General features: G+C 68.8%; 17 protein-coding genes and 3 pseudogenes. 11 read left to right on the top strand and 9 right to left on the bottom strand.

Features of this window, described 5'->3' with window-relative positions:
* Positions 1-26: 26 nt before the first annotated feature.
* Entirely contained in the window at positions 27-1367 is a 1341-nt protein-coding gene (locus LNW71_RS03000; protein ID WP_250966786.1) for an NAD(P)/FAD-dependent oxidoreductase, read from the bottom strand.
* Positions 1368-1372: 5 nt separating this feature from the next.
* Positions 1373-2212 (bottom strand): SDR family oxidoreductase, encoded by an 840-nt coding sequence (locus tag LNW71_RS02995; RefSeq protein ID WP_308294556.1) that lies wholly within the window; start codon positions 2210-2212, stop codon positions 1373-1375.
* 435 nt (positions 2213-2647) lie between these two features.
* On the opposite strand from LNW71_RS02995, the gene LNW71_RS02990 reads away from it, so the two are divergent.
* From LNW71_RS02990 to LNW71_RS02965, 8 genes and pseudogenes are all read left to right on the top strand, one after another.
* Positions 2648-4405, top strand: a complete 1758-nt coding sequence (locus LNW71_RS02990; protein WP_250966785.1) for a sodium:proton antiporter — start codon at positions 2648-2650, stop codon at positions 4403-4405.
* Positions 4406-4600: 195 nt separating this feature from the next.
* Positions 4601-4722: pseudogene (locus tag LNW71_RS36795) on the top strand (3-oxoadipate enol-lactone hydrolase); the annotation flags it as partial.
* A gap of 99 nt (positions 4723-4821) precedes the next feature.
* Positions 4822-5532 carry a transposase gene (locus tag LNW71_RS36790; RefSeq protein ID WP_374119329.1) on the top strand — a complete coding sequence of 237 codons (711 nt, stop codon included), beginning with the start codon at positions 4822-4824 and terminating at the stop codon, positions 5530-5532.
* Between the two features lie 199 nt (positions 5533-5731).
* A complete protein-coding gene (gene mihF, locus LNW71_RS02980; RefSeq protein WP_250966784.1) occupies positions 5732-6046 on the top strand; it encodes an integration host factor, actinobacterial type in 315 nt (104 codons plus the stop codon).
* 81 nt (positions 6047-6127) lie between these two features.
* Complete coding sequence (locus tag LNW71_RS36785) at positions 6128-6571, top strand: hypothetical protein (protein ID WP_374119505.1); 444 nt, start codon at positions 6128-6130, stop codon at positions 6569-6571.
* A gap of 241 nt (positions 6572-6812) precedes the next feature.
* Positions 6813-7295 carry a lamin tail domain-containing protein gene (locus LNW71_RS02975; protein WP_250966783.1) on the top strand — a complete coding sequence of 161 codons (483 nt, stop codon included), beginning with the start codon at positions 6813-6815 and terminating at the stop codon, positions 7293-7295.
* 383 nt (positions 7296-7678) lie between these two features.
* Positions 7679-8179 carry a DUF427 domain-containing protein gene (locus tag LNW71_RS02970; protein ID WP_250966782.1) on the top strand — a complete coding sequence of 167 codons (501 nt, stop codon included), beginning with the start codon at positions 7679-7681 and terminating at the stop codon, positions 8177-8179.
* 172 nt (positions 8180-8351) lie between these two features.
* Entirely contained in the window at positions 8352-9557 is a 1206-nt protein-coding gene (locus tag LNW71_RS02965) for a cysteine desulfurase-like protein (protein WP_250971882.1), read from the top strand.
* Between the two features lie 112 nt (positions 9558-9669).
* On the opposite strand, the gene LNW71_RS02960 is transcribed toward LNW71_RS02965, so the two are convergent.
* The 5 genes and pseudogenes from LNW71_RS02960 to uvrA all read right to left on the bottom strand — a co-directional run bounded on the left by LNW71_RS02960 (position 9670) and on the right by uvrA (position 13682).
* Positions 9670-9819, bottom strand: a complete 150-nt coding sequence (locus LNW71_RS02960) for a hypothetical protein (protein WP_250966781.1) — start codon at positions 9817-9819, stop codon at positions 9670-9672.
* A gap of 90 nt (positions 9820-9909) precedes the next feature.
* The gene (locus tag LNW71_RS36780) at positions 9910-10275 is read right to left on the bottom strand and encodes a polymorphic toxin-type HINT domain-containing protein (protein ID WP_374119504.1); all 366 of its coding nucleotides are present in this window, start codon (positions 10273-10275) and stop codon (positions 9910-9912) included.
* A gap of 169 nt (positions 10276-10444) precedes the next feature.
* Positions 10445-10678: pseudogene (locus tag LNW71_RS02955) on the bottom strand (PHP domain-containing protein); the annotation flags it as partial.
* 197 nt (positions 10679-10875) lie between these two features.
* Positions 10876-11061, bottom strand: a complete 186-nt coding sequence (locus LNW71_RS02950) for a hypothetical protein (RefSeq protein ID WP_250966780.1) — start codon at positions 11059-11061, stop codon at positions 10876-10878.
* 152 nt (positions 11062-11213) lie between these two features.
* The gene (gene uvrA / locus LNW71_RS02945) at positions 11214-13682 is read right to left on the bottom strand and encodes an excinuclease ABC subunit UvrA (RefSeq protein WP_250966779.1); all 2469 of its coding nucleotides are present in this window, start codon (positions 13680-13682) and stop codon (positions 11214-11216) included.
* Between the two features lie 356 nt (positions 13683-14038).
* On the opposite strand from uvrA, the gene LNW71_RS02940 reads away from it, so the two are divergent.
* The gene (locus tag LNW71_RS02940; RefSeq protein WP_250966778.1) at positions 14039-15160 is read left to right on the top strand and encodes a hypothetical protein; all 1122 of its coding nucleotides are present in this window, start codon (positions 14039-14041) and stop codon (positions 15158-15160) included.
* 123 nt (positions 15161-15283) lie between these two features.
* Positions 15284-15469: a hypothetical protein gene (locus LNW71_RS36360; protein ID WP_308294448.1), complete on the top strand. Its 186-nt coding sequence runs from the start codon at positions 15284-15286 to the stop codon at positions 15467-15469.
* Positions 15470-15896: 427 nt separating this feature from the next.
* On the opposite strand, the gene LNW71_RS02935 is transcribed toward LNW71_RS36360, so the two are convergent.
* The gene (locus LNW71_RS02935; RefSeq protein WP_250966777.1) at positions 15897-16205 is read right to left on the bottom strand and encodes a hypothetical protein; all 309 of its coding nucleotides are present in this window, start codon (positions 16203-16205) and stop codon (positions 15897-15899) included.
* Positions 16206-16576: 371 nt separating this feature from the next.
* Here LNW71_RS02935 and LNW71_RS02930 point away from each other — a divergent pair.
* Positions 16577-16829 (top strand): annotated as a pseudogene (locus tag LNW71_RS02930) (phospholipase domain-containing protein); the annotation flags it as partial.
* 325 nt (positions 16830-17154) lie between these two features.
* Here LNW71_RS02930 and LNW71_RS02925 read toward each other — a convergent pair.
* The gene (locus LNW71_RS02925; RefSeq protein WP_250966776.1) at positions 17155-19101 is read right to left on the bottom strand and encodes a KUP/HAK/KT family potassium transporter; all 1947 of its coding nucleotides are present in this window, start codon (positions 19099-19101) and stop codon (positions 17155-17157) included.
* Positions 19102-19477 lie beyond the last annotated feature (376 nt).

Raw genomic sequence — 19477 nt, 5'->3', positions numbered from 1 at the left:
TGGGGTGAGCAGGGCCGACGGCCGGCTCAGGGCAGAGGTGTGGCCGCTCCGGATCCCGCTGCCGGGTCGGCCGGCATGGCGGTGTCAGGCAAAGTGAAGGCGCGCTCGCGCCGCGCGCCGGAGGCGAAGACGACGGCCCAACTGAGCACCGCGCCGAACCTGCTGCGGAATCCCGTCAGAAAGGCGACATGGATGAAGAGCCACGTCAGCCAGCCCGGCACACCCGACAGGTGCAGCGAACCTGCCTTGACCACGGCCCGGCCGCGGCAGATGTAGGCGGCGCTGCCCAGGTCGAGGTACCGGAAGGGTTTGAGTGGCTTCTTCCGGCCCTCCACGGCGTGGCGCACGGCCCTGCCCGCGTACGCACCGGTCTGCATGGCGACCTCGGCCAGCCCCGGCAGGTGGTTCAGCCCCATCACGTCGCCCACCACGCGGATCTCCGGATGGCCGGCAAGGGTCAGGTCGGGTTCGACCGCCAGCCGGCCGGCCCGGTCCTGGGTGGCACCGGCGGCCCGCGCCAGCGCGCGGGCGACGGGGGGTGCCTCGACTCCCGCCGTCCACAGGACGGTGCGCGCCGCGAAACGGGTGGACGTGCCCTCCCCGTCCCGGACGGTCAGGCCGTCGGCGTCGATGTCGGTGACCCTCGTGCCCAGGTGGAGCTCCACACCGAGATCGCTCAGGGCTTGGGCGGCACGGCCGGCCAGGGCGGGGCCGAAGGTGCCCAGCACCGCGCCCGACCCTTCGAAGAGCAGAACCCGGGCCTCGGCGGGATCGATGGTCCGGAACTCACGGTCGAGCGTGTGGCCGGCGATCTCCCGGATCTGTCCGGCGAGTTCCACACCGGTCGGGCCGCCGCCGACCAGCGCGAAGGTCAGCCACTGCCGCCGTTCCTCCTCGTCCGCGGCGGTCTCTGCCATCTCGAATGCCCGGTAGAGCCGGCGGCGGATCTCCAGCGCGTCGTCGAGCGTCTTCATTCCCGGGGCGTGGGCGGCGAACTCGTCATGCCCGAAGTAGGACTGGCGCATGCCGACCGCGACGATCAGGTCGTCGTAGGGCAGCACGACGGTGCCGCCCCCGGGCCGTCCGGCATGGACGAGCCGGGACGTGACGTCCACATCGGTGGCGTCGGCGAGCAGACAGCGCACGTTGTGATGGCGGCGCAGGACCGCGCGCAGCGGTTGCGCGATCTGTCCCTCGGACAGGATCCCGGCCGCGCACTGGTAGAGCAGCGGCTGGAACAGGTGATGGGCCCGGCGGTCGACCACCGTGACCGCTACCGGTGCACGTCGCAGGGCACGGGCGGCGAACAGCCCCGCGAACCCCCCGCCGATGATCACCACCCGTCGGGGCGTGACATGGTCCTCCACCGGCCTCAACCGCCAGTGGCGAAGCCGGGGAAGAGCGTCATCCCGCCGTCGACGTAGAGCGTGGTGCCGACGACGTAGTCGAGCAGGTCGGAGGCCATCGCGACGACGGCGTTCGCGATGTCGTCCGGATCTCCGACGCGTCGGTACGGGATCAGCTTGAGAAGCTCGGCCTCGGCCTCCGGCGTGTCCCAGGCGGACTTGTTGATGGGCGTGCGGATCGCTCCGGGAGCGACCGCGTTCACCCGGATACGGTGCGGCGCGAGCTCCTGGGCGAGAGTCTGCATCATCATGCCGACGCCGCCTTTGGAGGAGGCGTAGTTGACATGGCCCGCCCACGGGACGATCTGGTGGACCGAGCTCATGCAGACGATCTTCCCCGCCGACCGGGACACGTCCGCGACGACGCCGCGGCGCATGAACTCCTTGGCGGCCTCCCGGGCACACAGGAACTGCCCGGTGAGGTTGACGTCGATGACCTTCTGCCACTGGGCGAGGGACATCTCCGTCAGGGGCGCGTCGCGTTGGAGACCGGCGTTGGGCACCATGATGTCGATGGTGCCGAACTCCCGCACCATCCGGTCGACCATGCCGACCACCTGGTCCTCGTCGGACACGTCGGCCTCATGGGCGTAGGAGCGGACCCCGAAGCCCCGGATCTGCTCCACGACCTTCTCGGCCTCGTCGGCGCCGACCACGTAGTTGACCACGACGTCCGCTCCGGCCCGGCCCAGGGCGAGGGCTGTCGCCATGCCGATGCCGGAGTTGGAACCGGTCACGAGAGCCTTCTGCCCCCGGAGCAGTTGCGTGCTCGGCGTCGTGCGACTCTCCTCGGCGTTTCCCGCCACCACGATCCCTCCTTGAGGTTTGCAGACAGCTCGCCCCCTCGCGGACCCGACGCGTCCCCCGACGGAACGTGAGCGACCCACCGGACAAGGGCTGTTGCCGACCGGCCGCCCGGGACGGCGTCCAGTCCGTCACATGCACCACGACGAAAGCACCATGCTCCGCGGGCAGCGGACCGGCGCGCCCGTGCAGCCCCACTTCGAAACCCCCGTCACCCGCGCGGCCCACACGGCGAACCCCGAAGGTGGATGTGGCGGCCCGCCCCACGACCCCGTCGTCGATGCCCTTGCCGCCGCCCTGCGGTCCCCTTGACGTCCGGACCGCCGCAGGGCCGATCAGGTGGAGAACACCCGCGTCCGGCTACGGAAGGCGGCACGGGGTTCGTGGACACGATTGAATCCCACCGGCCGCAGACATAGGGAAAGAGGACGACTGCCATGACCGGCGAAGACATCCTCCTGGGGATCGCCCTTACCGTCGCCCTCGCCACGGGCTCGCAGATCCTGGCGAACAGACTGCACGTGCCCGCACTGATCCTGCTGCTGCCGGTCGGCTTCACCGCAGGCGCCCTGACCGATGTCATCCATCCCGGACGCCTCGTGGGCCCGGACTTCCCCTCGCTGGTCTCGCTGTCCGTCGCGGTGATCCTCTACGACGCCGGCCTGGGACTGAACCTGCGCAACCTCACCGGCGAGACCCGCAAGATCGTGGGACGGCTGCTGGTCATCGGCATCGTGGTCACGTTCTTCGCCGTCGGGGGCATGGGACCGGCGCTGTTCGGCATCCCTCTCAGGGTGGCCGCGATGATCGGGATCATCCTTGTCGTGTCGGGCCCCACCGTCGTGGGTCCGCTACTCGAGTACGTCCGGCCGACGGAGAACGTCCGGCGCATCCTGATCTGGGAAGGCACCCTGACCGACCCGATCGGCGGCATCCTCGGGGCCGTCGTCTTCCACGCCGTGGCGACGTCGCACCAGATCGACATCGGCCGCGGCTACCAGATCGGGCAGTTCCTCATCAGCATGGGCGTGGGCATCGCGGGCGGCGCCGTGGGCACCGCGCTCCTCTGGCTCACGCTGCGCAAGCTGCGGCTCGGAGAGATGCTCGGCACCCTGGCGCAGCTGGCGACGGTGATCCTCGTCTCCGCCGGCTGTGACATCGCCCGTGACGACACGGGCCTCATCGCGGCTATCGTCACCGGACTCGCCGTCACCAACCTCCCCGGCCTGGACATGCCTGCCCGCAGGCCGTTCTTCGGAACGCTCGTCCAGCTGATCATCGGCCTGCTCTTCATCTCCATCTCCTCCGCCGTCACCCCCGCGTCCGTGGTTCCCGTCCTCATCCCGTCGCTGGTGCTGATCGTGATCCTCGTCTTCGTGGTGCGGCCAGTTGTGGCGTTCTGCGCTTCCCGGGGAACCACTCTGACCGGTGGGGAGTGGCGCTTCCTCGGATGGATGGCCCCGCGCGGCATCGTCGCCGCCTCGACCGCGTCGGCCTTCGCCGCCACGCTGGTGCAGAAGGGGCTGCCCGGTGCCGCCAAGATTCTCCCGATCACCTTCCTGGTGATCGTCGGAACGGTCCTGCTGTACGCCCTGACCGCCGCGCCCGTGGCCCGGAAGTTGGGCGTCGTCCGCACATCGCGGACGCGACCGCTCCTGGTCGGGGGAGAACCGTGGGTGATCGGCCTGGGCGAGGCTCTGGAGTCGGCGGGACTGGACGTGCTGATGTGGGCCGGGCTCGATGAGGAGCGTGATCGGATCGCCTCAGCCGGCATCGAACTCGCTCACGGGGAGATGCTCGCGACCGCAACCAACCCCCGCGCACGCCTGGAGGGCGTCTCGGCGGTGCTTCTCCTCACCGACGACGACGACTTCAACGCACTCGCCTCGGTCGTGATCAAGGACAACGTGCAGGGACCCGTCTACCGGGTGGGGCCGCCGCTGCAGAGCCACGGCGTGGTCGCCCCGTACACCGGAGGGGACATCCTCTTCGGCCGGCCACTCGTCCGCCATCTCCTCGCGGAGCGATACGGACGGGGCGCCCGCTTCCTGCTGCAGCCCGGCTCCGTACCGATCCCGCCGGACCACGACGTCCTCTTCGTCATCCGCTCCAACGGACAACTGGACCCGGTCACCGAGACAAGGGCGATCACCCCGATGCCTGACGACACCGCCGTCCTGCTGGGCCCCGCATGACGTCCTGGAACACCCGCTTCCGGCGCGTTCGCACGCACGATCCGACTGCCGCCTGTACGCGCGTGAACTGTCTCACTGCCCTGTTGGACAACCGAGTGCCGATCACAGGCCGGATGTGGTGGATCCACGGGCGGCTGCCGACAGGTGGGGAGGTCTGGCGAGTGGCTCCGCCCGCGCTCACGAAGAGAATGTGAGATGTGGGAGCGTGAGCGGGTGAGTGAGAAGAAGGTCGAAACCCTGCAAACCGCTTTGACGGGCCAGAAGACGCACCTGTACTGGTGATCGGCCCCTCCCTCGGTACCACCTGGCACAGGTGGTAGTCCGTGTCTCGTGCGGTCCAGGCTGGTCCGTGTAGGGCACATAAGTGCAGGTCCAGCCGCTTTGATCCAGGAGCGTCCGCGGTGTTGGTGAGAGCGATGTGTGAGATGCGTACCCCCGTCGGCAGGTGCGGACGGGGGTACGGCGTGTCGCGGCACGCTTCTCTGCGGGGTGAACGATGTGGCCTGACGGGGTCGAGGCGCCCATGTCCCTGCCGCTGGGGCGGACGATGGCAACGCTGCTGGCTAGTTGCATCGACTGGTTTCGGGGGGCCACAGAGGGACGGGGGTGACGATCCTGTAGAGCGGGCGACGCGTTTTTCATTGCGCTTGCTGGCGGAGCGTAACGAGACTCTCAGGCTTCACGCGGGGCTGCTGGAGAAGCGCCTGTCGACTCTGATCAGCTGTCATTACCCCAGGCTCATCAGCGCGGTTGGAATCGGACCACACAGTGCCGCTGTCCTGCTGACGGCTATAGGCGACAACGATGATCGTCTACGGGGTGAGGCGTCGTTCGCCGCTCTGTGCGGGGCGAGTCCGGTGGAGTACTCATCGGGCAGCAGGCAGCATCGCCGGTTGAACCGGGGCGGAAACCGACAGGCGAACGCGGCACTGCATCGCCTCGTATGTGCCGAGGCGGAGGTCGATATCGGCGTGGGTGCTGGGAGGGCTGTTGACCCCGCCCAGTCGGGAGCGGCTCACCTACGCTCGCGCGGAGAGCACACGACGATACGGGGGCGCCGCCTCGCTCGCGGCGGCTCACCTCCGCTCGCCGCCGGTGGGCTGTGCCGCCGAGCACGGGACGCGTGATCATGTCCGTCGAACGCAGCGTAATTTCTAGTGGGGCTGCAGGGGGCCTGGCCTGTGTTTGTGCTCGAAGGGTGAGCTTCGAGACGATCCCCGAACTGGCCGCCGCACGGCGGGCTAACGCCGAATGGATCGAGGAAGAGCGGGAAGCGGGAGGGTGATGAGTGTTTTGCTCGTCACGAGAAGCAGGAGAGTGACACCAATGGCTCTGCCCGCACTGACCCCGTCTCAGAGAACCGAGGCACTTCAGAAGGCGGTGGCCGTCCGCAAGGAGCGCGGCGACCTGATGGCCCAGCTCAAGGCGGGAACTCTGCAGCTTGCTGACTTGCTCGCCCGGGATGACGACGTGGTCGGCAAGCTCCGGATGCGCCGCATCCTCGAATCGCTCCCCGGCATCGGCACGGTCCGCGCCAGCCAACTCCTCGCCGACCTAGGCGTCTCCGAGAGCCGCCGCGTCCAGGGCCTCGGCACCCACCAGCGCGCACGGCTTCTGGCACTCTTCGGGCCCAGGGACTGACCGGACGAGCCGCTCAGCGCGGACCACTTTGTCTGTCATGTCTACGCCGCAGCGTCGGTCCTCAGACCAGTTGTTGCCCGGCTGGCCCACTCGCGCGTCGCCGCGCAGGAGTCGGGCCGGACATCCCGGTGTCAGATCCTGAACGCGCTGCGGCTGGGGCCGGACGGCGATGTCGCCGAGGTCACTGCCGCCCAGGTCCGCCGGGTGGCCACGGACCACTTCGAGACATGCCGTTGGAAGCAGGCTGACCGCGACATTCTGGTTGTCTCCGATGCCGGATACGACGCTTCGCGGCATGGCCCATCTCCTGGCCGGACGGCCGATAGAGGTTCCTCGGTGCAGGCCCGGTGGGGCTCGCGACGTGGGCGTTCTCTGCCTTCATCCGGCATACGGGTGTGTGCTTCCAGTTCAGGTGTGCGAGCGGCTGGGGTTATTGGCTGTTACGGCGATCGGATCCGCCGTGTGGGTGGTGCGCCGGTGTGGGGCCCGGGTTGTGCGCCGGCCGGTGGAAGGGCTTGCTGTTGATCGTTGAACGGGTGGGTGCAGTGGTCAGCGAATGTCAGGACCATGCCTGTTTGTGATGTATGCAACTTACAGGTGAGAGTTGCGGAAATGTCCGTGCTTGGTAACTGGTCCGGTCGGGCCCCTCGGGCGCGGTCCCGTGGGAGCAGAGTTCCGGTTCTCGGCCCGGGACGGGTCGGGGAACCGCACCGCCCAAGCCGCCTCTACCGACCGGCGCGGGCACTTTTTTTCGAGGAGACATCACTTGTCCGCTTCTTCTGCCTCCCGCCGTATCGCCGCGACCGTCCTGACGGCCGGCGCTCTCGTCTCGGCCGTCGCTCTGCCGGCTTCCGCGCAGGACCACGACCGTCACCGCCCCCAGCCCCGCGTGGTGATCAGCGATGTCCAGGCCAACAGCCCCGGCCGCGACAACGGCTCCAACCGGTCGCTGAACGGTGAGTGGGTCGAGCTCACCAACCAGAGCCGGCGCGCGGTCAACCTGGACGGCTGGACCCTGCGCGACGCGGACGGCAACCGCTACCGTTTCGACGATGTCCGCCTCGCCGGGCGTGCCACCGTCCGCGTCCACACCGGCATCGGCCGTGATACCCGCACCGACCTTTACCAGGACCGACGCGACTACGTCTGGGACGACTACTCCGACACCGCCACCCTCCGCGACAATCGGGGCCGTACCGTCGACACCGAGTCCTGGGGTCAGTACCGCGGACACCACCACCGTCGCTGATCACTGACCGGGGACAGCCAAGGGCCGGCCGCCCCCCCTGGCGGTCAGGATCCAGCCGTCCCCTCGCGGTGGGGTCGGGTAGCCGACCTGCCCGACCCCTCCGCACCAGCAGGCAGCCTCGCTCCGTTGGGAGGGGCGGTGCGGGTGACAGCCCGGGGGTTACCGGGACGCCCTCGCTCGAAACGGGTAGGAACGAACCGCGAAGACCGAAGTCGCGGGACGCGGCCGCCCTTTCCGCGAGGCGTCCGCGGACTACCCGTCCCGTTCGAGCCCGCCGCGGACGGTCCAGCTGGCGGACGACGGGCGGCCCCGAGACTCTGTCTCCGGGCCGCGAATCGGTCCGGGTGCTGACCGACCTTGACCGCGGACGACAGGAGCTGACCATGACGAACGGAGAACCGGACAGCCGCACCGAGCGCACGCCCGAATCGGTGTGGGACTATCCGCGGCCTCCTGTCGCACTGCTGGACGACCGGCACGTGGTGGTCGAGTTCGCGGGGACGGTGATCGCCGATTCGCGCCGCGCCGTCCGGGTGCTGGAGACCAGCCATCCCCCGGTGTTCTACATCCCGGCCGACGACGTGGCCCTCAACCGGCTGCTCGCGGACGCGCACCGCAGCTGGTGCGAGTGGAAGGGAGAAGCCGCGTACTGGAACCTGAAAGCGGGTGACCAGGTCTCGGCCAGGGCGGCCTGGAACTACCCCGACCCGGTGGACGCCTACGCGAAGCTGGCCGGGCACTTCGCCTTCTACCCCACCCGAGTCGACCGTTGCTCGGTCGACGGCGAGACCGTGAGTCCTCAGGCAGGTGACTTCTACGGAGGGTGGATCACCTCCGAGATCCAGGGCCCGTTCAAGGGCGAACCGGGCACGGCCGGCTGGTGAGAGCGAAGAGACCGGTCGAATACGCAGCTCGCCGTGGGCGGTCTGTCGTGTACGGAAGCCCTCTGCGATGATCGCACCGGGCCGCTCCTGTCTGCTGCGGATGCGGTAACGGACCCGTGGCCGGCCCGCTCCGGGCCCGCAGCGGCCCCGGCATTGCGACGTGAGGACCTCCGTGATGTACGACGTCAGCGCTCTGCGCGCCCGGTTCCCCGCCCTGGGGTCCGGCATCGCGCACTTCGACGGCCCCGGCGGCACCCAGACTCCGGCGCCCGTCATCGAAGCCATCGCGGGCGCCCTCGCAGCGCCCCTGTCGATCCGTGGGGCGGTCGCTCCCGGCGAGATCAACGCCGAGCGGATCGTGGGTGACTTCCGGTGCGCGATGGCCGACCTGATGGGCGCCGATCCGGACGGCGTCGTCTTCGGCCGCAGCGCCACCCAGCTCACCTACGACCTTTCCCGAGCCCTCGCCGCGGGGTGGACGGCCGGCGACGAGGTGATCGTCTCCCGGCTCGACCACGACGCCAACATCCGGCCGTGGATCCAGGCCGCCGAACGGGCCGGCGCAGTCGTCCGCTGGGCGGATTTCGACCCCGCCACGGGTGAGCTGTCGCCGGAGGCCATCGGTGCGCTGCTCTCCCCGCGTACCCGTCTGGTTGCCGTGACCGGCGCGTCGAACCTGATCGGGACCCGGCCCGACCTCCCGGCCATCGCGTCGCTCGTGCACGAAGCCGGTGCGCTCCTGCACGTCGACGCTGTCCATCTCGCCGCGCACGCGTCGATGGACGCGCGTTGCCGCGGCGCCGATTTCGTGGTCTGCTCCCCGTACAAATTCTTCGGCCCCCACCACGGCGTGCTCGCGGCCGACCCCGCGCTCCTCGCGACCCTGCGCTCGGACAAGCTGGCCCCGTCCAGTGACGCCGTCCCCGAGCGCTTCGAACTCGGCACGCTGCCGTACGAGACGCTTGCCGGGACCACCGCGGCCGTGAACTTCATCGCGGACCTCGCCCCCGACCGGCAGGGCGGCAGGCGGGAGCTGCTGCGGTCGGCCTACGCGGCGATCGAGACCCACGAGACCGCTCTCCGCGAAACCGCGGAGAGCGGCTTGTACGCCCTCGACGGAGTGACCGCGTACTCACGGGCTGCGGACAGGACCCCCACGCTCCTGCTGACCTTCCGCGACCGTCGCGCCGCGGATGCCTACCACTTCCTCGGGACGCTCGGCGTCCACGCCCCGGCGGGGTCCTTCTACGCGCTCGAAGCCTCCCGGCACCTGGGCCTCGGTGACACCGGCGGTCTGCGCGTGGGACTGTCGCCCTACAACGACTTGGAGGACGTGGAGCGCCTCGTCGCGGGTCTCGCACAATTCCTGAAGACCTGAGCGGTCGAGCTCCGGGCGGCGTCGGCTGCGGCGAGGTCCGCGCCAGGACGGGCGGACCCGAGTTGCCCCGGGACTTCACCCGGCCCGGGGCCTTCTGCCGCTGCCGGCGTGCTCAGAAGCGGGGCCGGGTGTCAGCGGTGCCGACGGTCAGGCCGGAGGAGAACACCTGGCTCCGCAATGCGGAGTTGAGCGCCGCGGCGGCCTCGCCGGTGAGCCTCAGCGTGACGCCGGTGGCGTCGGCACGCCTCTCGCCCAGCTTCACCTTCGCCGTCGACTGGTCCGAAGCGCGCGGGTTCTCAGCGCAAGCGATGTCCCTTCGGGAATTCGAGTCCACCCGTTCCAGACACTCCAGTCACCGTGACCGGCGAAGACCGTCTGACCATCTCCGCGGCCTGCCGCATGGCAGGCCGCCCGCGTTGTGAACAAGGACGGGAGTCGCTTCGGCCAGCACATAGCACGTGTGGAGGTCGTCAACAGTGAGGTTGTAGACCGCCGTTGATCCGGTCTTGTTTTTGACGGCCGTGACTTGTACCCACGTGCCGGCGCTCGTCTGCAGCCACTGTCCTGCCTTTAGGTCTCCGCCTCGACCCATTGGTGGAGTGCGGGGGACCCAGGAGGGGTGGCCGTCCGTGGCGGTGAGGGTGCCAGCCTTCGCCCCCTTCGTACGTCCGGTGCCGATCGTGAGGTCGACGAGTTGCTTGTCCCCGTTGCCCTCAATCAGGGCGGTGACGGTGCGGGTTCCCGCCTCCCTGTCTCCGGGTCGGCGGCTTGGACCTTGTCGCCGGTCTTGACGTCCTTGATCGGTTTGCTGGTGCCGTCTGCCATGAGGACGGGGGTGTCAGCGGTGAAGCTGTTGTGGGCGAGGCAGCTACCGCCTCGAAGCGAGTTCCTGACGGCCAGGAAAGGGGGGCGACGGCGACGTCGACTCCGAAGATCGGCCGGACTCCGGCTGCTGCCGCGGCCTTCGCGAAGCGGACCGTACCGGTGACGTTGTCCCGGTCGGTCAGTGCGAGCGCCTCGACACCACGCTCGGCAGCCCGGGCGACCATGTCATGCGGTTGAGAGGCGCCGTAGCGGGCCGAGTAGCCGCTGGCGACATGCAGATGCACTCCACCGCTCACCACGCCTCACCACCGATATGCCACAGAACTACCCAAACCACCTGACTGAATCTCCACAGTACTCGAACATGAATCGAACACGCGACTTGCCGTCGGCGGTCTGGGAGTGCGGATTCGACAGCTATTCCACCGGAGAGGGAGCGGTATTGCTGTGGGTGAGTGAGCGATGCGCAGGGTCAGGTGATCGCGCTGGGCGGTCAGATCCCGTCGACCAGCCACGGCCGAGCCACTGCCTCCAGGTCCTTCGAGAACTGGTCACCGCCGGCTCCTGCCCGCTGCTGCGCCCAATGCCGGGTGGCGCCTGCCGCCCAGTCGGCCGCCTGCAGGCGCGGGTGGGTGGTGCTGTCGGCGAACTGCATCCCCAGGGCGGGCATCTGCCGCATAGCCTTCCCGGGGCGCGCCGGTCCGGTCTACGCGGGAACGGACTCTGGGTGCAGGACCACACTCTCCGCCACAAGCTGGGGCGCAGCATGGCGACGCGCGCCACCCTGCGCCCCGAACCCGGCCGACCGGTGCTCAGCCCCTCACGCCGTCGTCAGGTGCGCGTGAGCCGGGCCGCGAGATAGGGCGCGGTGGCGCTTCGGCGAACCTTCGCCACCTTGGCCGGCGGACCCGACGCGACCACCCGCCCGCCCGCGTCCCCGCCGCCCGGCCCGAGGTCGATGACCCAGTCGGCGGTGACGATCGTGTCCAGGTCGTGCTCGACCAGGACGACCGTGTTACCGGCGTCGACGAGCCGGTGCAGCTGTCGCAGCAGCAGCGCCACGTCCGAGGGGTGCAGCCCCGCCGTCGGCTCGTCGAGCAGGTAGAGCGCGTGGCCGCGGCCAGCCCGCTGCAGTTCAGTGGCCAGTTTGATGCGTTGCGCCTCACCACCGCTGAGCTCCGTCGCCGGCTGCCCCAGCCGCAGGTACCCCAGTCCCACCTCGCGCAACGTCTCCAGACTGCGGGAGGCGGCCGGGACAGCGGACAGAAACTCAGCGGCGGCATCGACGGACAGCCCCAGCACGTCAGCGATGTTCTTGCCTCGGTAGGTGACTTCCAGAGTTTCGGCGTTGTACCGGGCGCCCTGGCAGGTCGGGCACGGCGCGTAGGTACCAGGCAGGAAGAGCAGTTCCACCGCGACGAATCCTTCGCCCTGGCACGTCTCGCACCGCCCTTCGGGCACGTTGAAGGAGAACCGCCCGGCCGAGTAGCCGCGCGCCCTGGCCTCGTCCGTCGCCGCGTACAACTTGCGCACCGCGTCGAACATCCCCGTGTACGTGGCCAGGTTGGACCGGGGAGTTCGGCCGATGGGTCGCTGGTCGACCCGCACCAGCCGGTCGAACGACTCGACCCCCGAGGCGTCCTTGACGTCGACCTCCAGCTGCGCCTCGTCGGGCTCCTCGGGTACGAGTCCGAGGTGGCCGCGGACGACCTCGGCGAGCACCTGCGTCACCAGCGTCGATTTCCCGGAACCGGACACGCCCGTCACGGCCGTCAGTACGCAGAGCGGTACGTCGACGGACACGTCGTGCAGATTGTGGCGGGAGACGCCGCTCAGGTGCAGCCAGCCCTGCGGTGTGCGCGGGCGGTGATCGAGCGGCTTGGCGCGCCCGAACAGGTACTGGCTCGTGGCCGACTCCTCCACCCGCTCAAGGCCGGCGACCGGGCCGCTGTACAGCACACGCCCGCCGCCCTCGCCCGCGCCGGGGCCGATGTCGACCACCCAGTCCGCCCGTCGTACGACATCCATGTCGTGCTCCACGACGAACAGCGAGTTGCCCGCCGCCTTGAGCCGGTCCAGCACGTCCAGGAGCGGTTCCGCATCAGCCGGGTGCAGGCCCGCGGAGGGTTCGTCGAGGACATAGACGACGCCGAACAGCCCTGAGCGCAGCTGGGTGGCGATCCGCAGGCGCTGCGCCTCGCCGGGCGACAGGGTCGTCGAGCGGCGCCCGAGGCTGAGATATCCCAGGCCCAGGTCGAGCAGCACATCGACCCGCGCGACGAGATCGCCGCAGATCCGGACAGCGACCTCGGTCGTCTCCCCGGATCGGGCGGTCGCCGTGGTGGCGTCGGCCTCGGACCGCCCCGCGACGGGCCGCAGCAGCGCCACGACCTCGGTGAGCGGCATCGCGTTGATCTCGGCGATGGAATGCCCGGCGAAGGTCACGGCGAGCGCCTCAGGCCGCAGTCCGCTGCCGTGGCACTCCGGGCAGGGCACACTCCTGACGAACCGGAGCGCCCGTTCGCGCATCTTCTCGCTCTTGGAGTCGGCGAGGACGTGCATGACGTGCTTGCGGGCGCTCCAGAACTTGCCCTGGTAGCCGTAGTCGACGCGGTCCTCCTCCGGCTCGATGTACACGGAGGGCTGCTCGTCCGTGTACAGCAGCCAGTCCCGGTCCTTCTTCCTGAGCCTGCGCCACGGTCGGTCGATGTCGATCCCCAGGCCACTTACGACACTGCGCAGGTTGGCGCCCTGCCAGGCGCCCGGCCAGGCGGCGATCGCCCCCTCGCGGATGCTCAGCGAGGGGTCCGGGACGAGGAGGTCCTCGGCGACGTCGTGCACGACGCCCAGTCCGTGGCACTGCGGGCAGGCGCCGGCCGCGGTGTTGGGTGAGAACGACTCGGCTTCCAGCCGTGCGGCCCGGGGCGGATAGGTGCCGGCGCGGGAGTACAGGATGCGCAGCAGATTGGACAGCGTGGTGAGGGTGCCGACCGTCGAGCGCGAGCTGGGCGACCCGCGTCGCTGCTGCAGGGCCACGGCCGGTGGCAGTCCGGTGATTTCCTGCACGTGAGGTGCGCCGACCTGTTGCAACAGCCTTCGGGCGTACGGTGCTACGGACTCGAAGTAACGCCGCTGGGCCTCCGCGTAGAGAGTGCCGAACGCGAGCGAGGACTTGCCGGAGCCGGAGACGCCGGTGAAGGCGACCATCGCGTCCCGCGGAACGTCGACATCGATGTTCCGCAGGTTGTTCTCACTGGCGCCCCGGACATGCACGAAGGGGTCGGTCCCGTCCTTGTCCACCGTTCCTGATTACCTGATCGCGCCGGGAACCGCGCGACAGGCTCCGCCACAGGGCCGCTCACACGAGCGTCCGGATCATTGACTCGAGTGTGCCGTTGCCTCACGTGCAGTGAGCATGATCGATCAGTCCTCCCCGCTTGGACACACCGAACGGTTGGCCGGTGGCCGGCATGCGGGGCAGGCGCGAGCGGGTGTTCGCGGTGACATACGCGAAAATCACCCCCTGGTGGTGAGAGCAGGCCGTATCGCCTGTGCCCGCCGACGGGAGCAGCGTGTCGCGTGGCGCGTGATGTCACCCCGGGGGCATCCTGTGGGCACTTGCGATCGCGGGGGAGCCGACGAGAAGGGGCCCTGCCATGCCGGTGTCGTCGCAGGGCGTTACGGTCGTGGTTCTCCTCGCGGACCCGGACGCGCCGACGGAGATCGCGGAGCGCATGGCCCAGATGCTTCCTGATCGGCTCGCCGACAAGTCAGGCCGGGGGCGGCGGTTCGACGTCGAGGTGGTCAGCGAGCCCTTCACCGCAGGGACCGAGGACCCGCGCACCTTGATGCGCCGGGTCACGGAGCGCGGAAGGACGGAGAACTGGGACATCCTCGTGGCCCTCACAGACCTTCCGCTGCACTCACACAGACGCAAGCTCGTTGTGGATGTGAGTCACGAACACGGCGTGGCGCTACTGTCCCTTCCCTCACTGGGGGGCTGGCGGCTGCAGAGAAAAGCCCAGCGGGCCGTGGAAGAAGTCGTGCTCAGCCTGGCAGGCTCGCAGGCCACCGAGGCTGAGGGAGCTCCGCGAAGCCGGCCACCGCTGGGGCCCTTCGTCGGTCGTCTCGCACCCATCCATCCGGGCCCGGTCGATGAGGAGGAGACTGCCGATCTGCGCTACGTCACCAGCGGGCCGCGCGGTTACCTCAGAGTGCTCGTCGGTATGGTCCGCGCCAACCGGCCGTGGCGGCTGGTGCCGGGACTGTCCAAGGCCCTGGCGGCCGCACTCGCCACAGGAGCCATCGCCACCGTGAACTCCACCGTCTGGAGTCTGGCCGCGTCCCTGAGCACGCCTCGCCTCGTCATCGCCATGGTCGGTTCTGTCGGGCTCATGATCGGCTGGCTGATCGTGGACGCGAACCTGTGGCATCGAACAGCGAAGTTCTCGCCGGAGGCGAGGAAGAGGGCGGCTCTCTACAACGCCTCGACCGTCGTGACCGTGGGTATCGGGGTGCTCGTCTGTTACGCCGGTTTGCTGGTCATCAACTGGGTGTGGGCGCTGTTCATCCTCAACGACCAGGTGTTCGCTTCCATGACACGAAACCCGCTTCACGCCACGGAGTACTGGACGCTGTCCTGGTTCGTTGCTTCGGTGGCCACGGTGGGCGGCGCACTGGGATCGGGATTGGAGAGCGACGAGGCGATCCGGGCAGCCGCCTACCCCAAGCGCGAACAGGAACGTCGCCGCACGCTGCAGGACGACCACGGTGACTAGGCGGTTTGTGTTTGGATCATCGGGCGGACCAGAGGAAGTGCCCGCGACGTGAAGTCCAGCCAGGGTGGTGCCTCCCCATAGACCTGAGTAGCGGTGAGGGGCGGGTCGTCGTACACAGGGAACATGAGCGAGGAACAGACGTCATGGCACCCGGGCGAGATCGTGCCCGAGAGTGGGATCTATGCGTGTGACTGCGGGGCCGGGCACCACTGGAGCACGGACGTGAAAGGGCACCGGTTCCCGCCGCTTCCCGCAGGCTGCCCGGGGGGTGCGTGGATATTGCAGACGGACGCGCACCCCGACTCCTGACTCACCGTGACCCGCCCGGGTAAAGCTTGGCCGCATGGCTGTACTGCCCTGGCTGCGAATGGCCCGCCCCTCGCATAGGTGCCGCGTACCGCCGGATGAACGGACACGCCAGACCCGCCCGGTTGGTCCGCCAGCGGGGCGCTGGGACCGCCTCGTGGGGTGGTGCTCCGCTCCTATCAGATGTGCCCGAAGGAGGGCGCCTCCTATACCCCGGGACCGATGGTGATCGCACTCTTCTAACTACGGAAGAAGAGCCATTCTGAGCTTTTCAGCTCCAGGTGCCCCGCGAGCCCTTGGGCGTTCTGCGTCAGTCGGCTTAGCACGGACTCGTTACCAAGACCCCATCCGACATAGGGGACCGACTATTCTGATCACTTAGCCGTAGACGACCCCGTCCTTGAGGGCCGTCCGCTGATGAGGAGCGACTTCACGCCGCACCGTAGTACGAGTACCACTCACCGGCAATGATCTTGCAGCCCTGCTCCACGGTGACAGGAATGCGTGACTCGGCCTCCAGCACCTCGGCCCGGGTGTTGCATGAATTCTTGTCGGCATCCACCCAGTGCTTGAACTTGGTGCGCTCGTAGCCGTCGCGGGACTCAGCCGCCAGCGGCAGCCGCTGGATCCCGTCCGCGAGGGTGAGCACGTCCGCCTGCGCGTGGGCAGGGGTCGCGGCGAACAGCGGCAGGAGGGTGAGAGCGGCGGCCGCTAAGCCGCGCGTCGTCTTGGTGATCATGCTGCTCTGGTATCGGCAGTGGACCCCCGACGAGTGCAGAACCGCAGCCTCGTCACCCTGTCGAGTGGGAAGTCGTACTGGGGGCCGGCAAGCAGAACACTGGTCGGAGGCCTGAGGTGTCGCGCAGTTGTTGAGGTCTGTGATGTCCCCTCACAGGTTGGCCTGGCGTTGCTGCGACGATGGACTCTCTCGCAGTCCGCAGGCTTGACGTCGCACACGCACACGGGGCCAGCGCACATTCTTACTTACCGTGTTTAGCAGGCCAACTTCCGGTTACACTAAGTAGCGGTCCGGCGCCACGCACCGCCGCCCCACCACGGCCCGGCTGAGCCAGATGCCCCGTCAGCGCGGCATCAAGCACCACGCGCGCGCATCTCACGCTACGCAACACGGGCCGGACGACGCTCACCTTCACCGTGCGGCCGCTGGGGTACGTTGACGAGGCGGACCTGCACGTCTGGACCAGGACCGTCAAGGTCAAGCCGGGGCGCAGCCGCACCGTTGTGCACTCGGCGGCCGACGCCCATGGCTGGTACGACCTGGACGTCAGCCGACGGGGACGACGCCTTCCTGCGCCGGCTGATGGGGCACATTGAGAACGGCCGGGTGAGCGTCTCGGGCTGACCCGGGTCCGGGACGTTTCTGATCAGGTACCGATGATCAAGTTGTGCAAGACTTCCCGCGCTCGTCCGCCGCGAACGCGCCTGATCAGAACCTGCCCTGAGCCCGACCGCGCCAAGCACTCTCAAGGTCTGCGGGGAGGAAGAGTGCGGCCCAATGTATGCCTGGTCGACGGCGCCGTGCGGCGCGGCGCGGATGGTCCCTGGCCGCGGGCTTCGCTCGGGTCGAGTGCAGCGGCGATCGCATGCCCGGGCAAGGGGTACTGATAGGGGTGGACGTAGCTGGGCATGTAGCCCTCTCCGTTACACCTCGATCTGCGAACCCATGATCACGGTGCGCTCGCGGGGCAGCCCGAAGTGCTCCGCGGCATCGGCCGTGATGTAGGACGTCGCCACGAACAACCGCTTGCGCCAGGGGCCATCGTCGACGCCGGACCCCGCTGCAGCTCGATCTTCGACAGGAAGTACGTCGCCTGGTCTAGTTGCAGCTCTCCCTCGGTCTGTGTCGGGTCGAGCGTCGCCAGCAGTGCGGGAACGTCGGGTGTCTCCATGTAGCCGTAGCGGGCGCTGACATGGGTGATGCCGTCGTCGGAGTCGCCGAGGCTGTCCACCGTGGCTCGCTCGCTGTCCGGGACACGGGGCATCAGCGCGGTCTCGATCGAGAGGATCACCACATGCTCGTGTCGCACGTGGTTGTACTCGGCGTTGGCCCTCATGGCCAGCGGCACGGTCTCCTTGCCACGGTTGAGGAAGACCGCCGTACCGGGAACAACTGCAACCGCGGGCGCCTTCCCGGGCTGCAGGCTGTCGACGAAGTCGCGCAGCGGACCTTCCTTCCGCTCGCGCTCCGCGGTGACGAGTCCGCGGCCCCGGTGCCAGGTCGTCATGACTGTGAACGCCGTCAGGCCGATGAGCAGCGGCAACCAGGCGCCGTGCAGCAGTTTGGTGATGTTGGCGGCGAAGAACAGCAGGTCGACCAGGAGCAGGAAGCCCGCGCCGATGCCGACCAGCCAGCGCGGGGTGCCCCACTGCGAGCGGGCGATGTAGAAGAACAGCAGGGTGGTGATGGTGATCGTCCCTGTCACCGCCATGCCGAACGCGTAGGCGAGCGCCGCGGAGCTGCGGAAGGCGAAGACCAGGGTGAGGACCGAGATCATCAGCACCCAGTTGATCCACGGGACGTAGATCTGGCCCCGGGAGGACTCCGAGGTGTGGGTGATGCGCAGCCGCGGCAGATAGCCGAGTTGGGCGGCCTGGGCGGCCACCGAGTAGGCGCCGGTGATGACGGCCTGCGAGGCGATCACCGTGGCGGCGGTGGCGAGCAGCACCATCGGCAGCCGGCCCCAGCCGGGCAGCAGCAGGAAGAACGGGCTGCTGATCTTGGAAGGGTCCGCCAGGATCTCCGCGCCCTGGCCGAAGTAGCTGAGGACGCAGGCGGGGAACACCAGGAAGAGCCAGCCGCGGGTGATCGAGCGACGGCCGAAGTGCCCCATGTCGGCATAGAGGGCCTCCGCACCAGTCACCGCCAGCACCACCGCCGCGAGGGCGAAGAAGGCGATGCCGAAGTGGCCGGTCAGAAAGCCCAGCGCGTACGTCGGCGACAGGCCCTTGAGGATCTGCGGGTGTCCGACGATCCCGACCACGCCGAAGGCGCCGACGGCCGTGAACCAGGCGATCATCACGGGCCCGAACACCCGGCCCACCGCCTCGGTCCCGCGCCGCTGCACCAGGAACAGCACCACGATGATCACCGCGGTGATCGGTACGACCAGGCTGCCCATGGACGGCTCGACGACCTTGAGCCCTTCGACCGCGGACAGCACCGAGATCGCCGGGGTGATCATGCTGTCGCCGAAGAAGAGCGCGGCGCCGAAGATGCCGAGCCCCGCCAGCATCGCCGCGGCCTTCCGGCCCCGCTGCCCGCTCCACCGTCGCAGCAGCGTGATGAGCGCCATGATGCCGCCCTCGCCGTCATTGTCGGCGCGCATGGCAAGCAGGACATATGTGACGGTCACGATGATCATGACCGACCAGAAGATGAGCGAGACCACCCCGTACACATTCTGCGTGCTCACCGGGACGGGGTGCGGATCGTCGGGGTTGAACACCGTCTGCAGGGTGTAGATCGGGCTGGTCCCGATGTCGCCGAACACCACACCCAGAGCGCCGACCACGACGGCGAGCTTCACCGAGTCGCGCGCACCCGATCCATGGCTTCCCGCGGACTCCGAAGCGTCCGGCTCGCCGGGCGCGATCGCAGGCTGATGACGGCTCACGATGTCTCCTCCTCGGCGCGGGCACCCGTGCGCTCACCCGGCACATGCGGCCGCGCCGTACCGATCACCAGCATCATCGTCACAATATCCACTCGCGCACCGTACGCCTCGACCTGGGAACGGGCACCCGAGGCCCGCAACCCGGCGAACAGCCCGCCGAAGCAGCGGCCGGCAGATACCTGATGGAACGTCAATTCAGGTCTTCGAACGACACGGTGCACGCGGTCTCACGCGAACCGGTCACCTCCCAGTCGAACTTCGCTGTCCTGTCGCAAATGATCTGGTTCGTGGTCAGGAGGCTGACCTGCGGCGACCAGATGAGTTGAGACGCCAGGATGTCGGACTTCTCGGTTGATCTGGTCCCGCAGGCATGAAT

It is taken from the genome of Streptomyces sp. RKAG290, from assembly GCF_023701695.1.
In the GTDB taxonomy this organism is placed as follows: Bacteria; Actinomycetota; Actinomycetes; order Streptomycetales; family Streptomycetaceae; genus Streptomyces.
The sequence above is the reverse complement of the archived record's forward strand: the minus strand, read 5'-3'. Positions and strand labels throughout refer to the sequence as shown.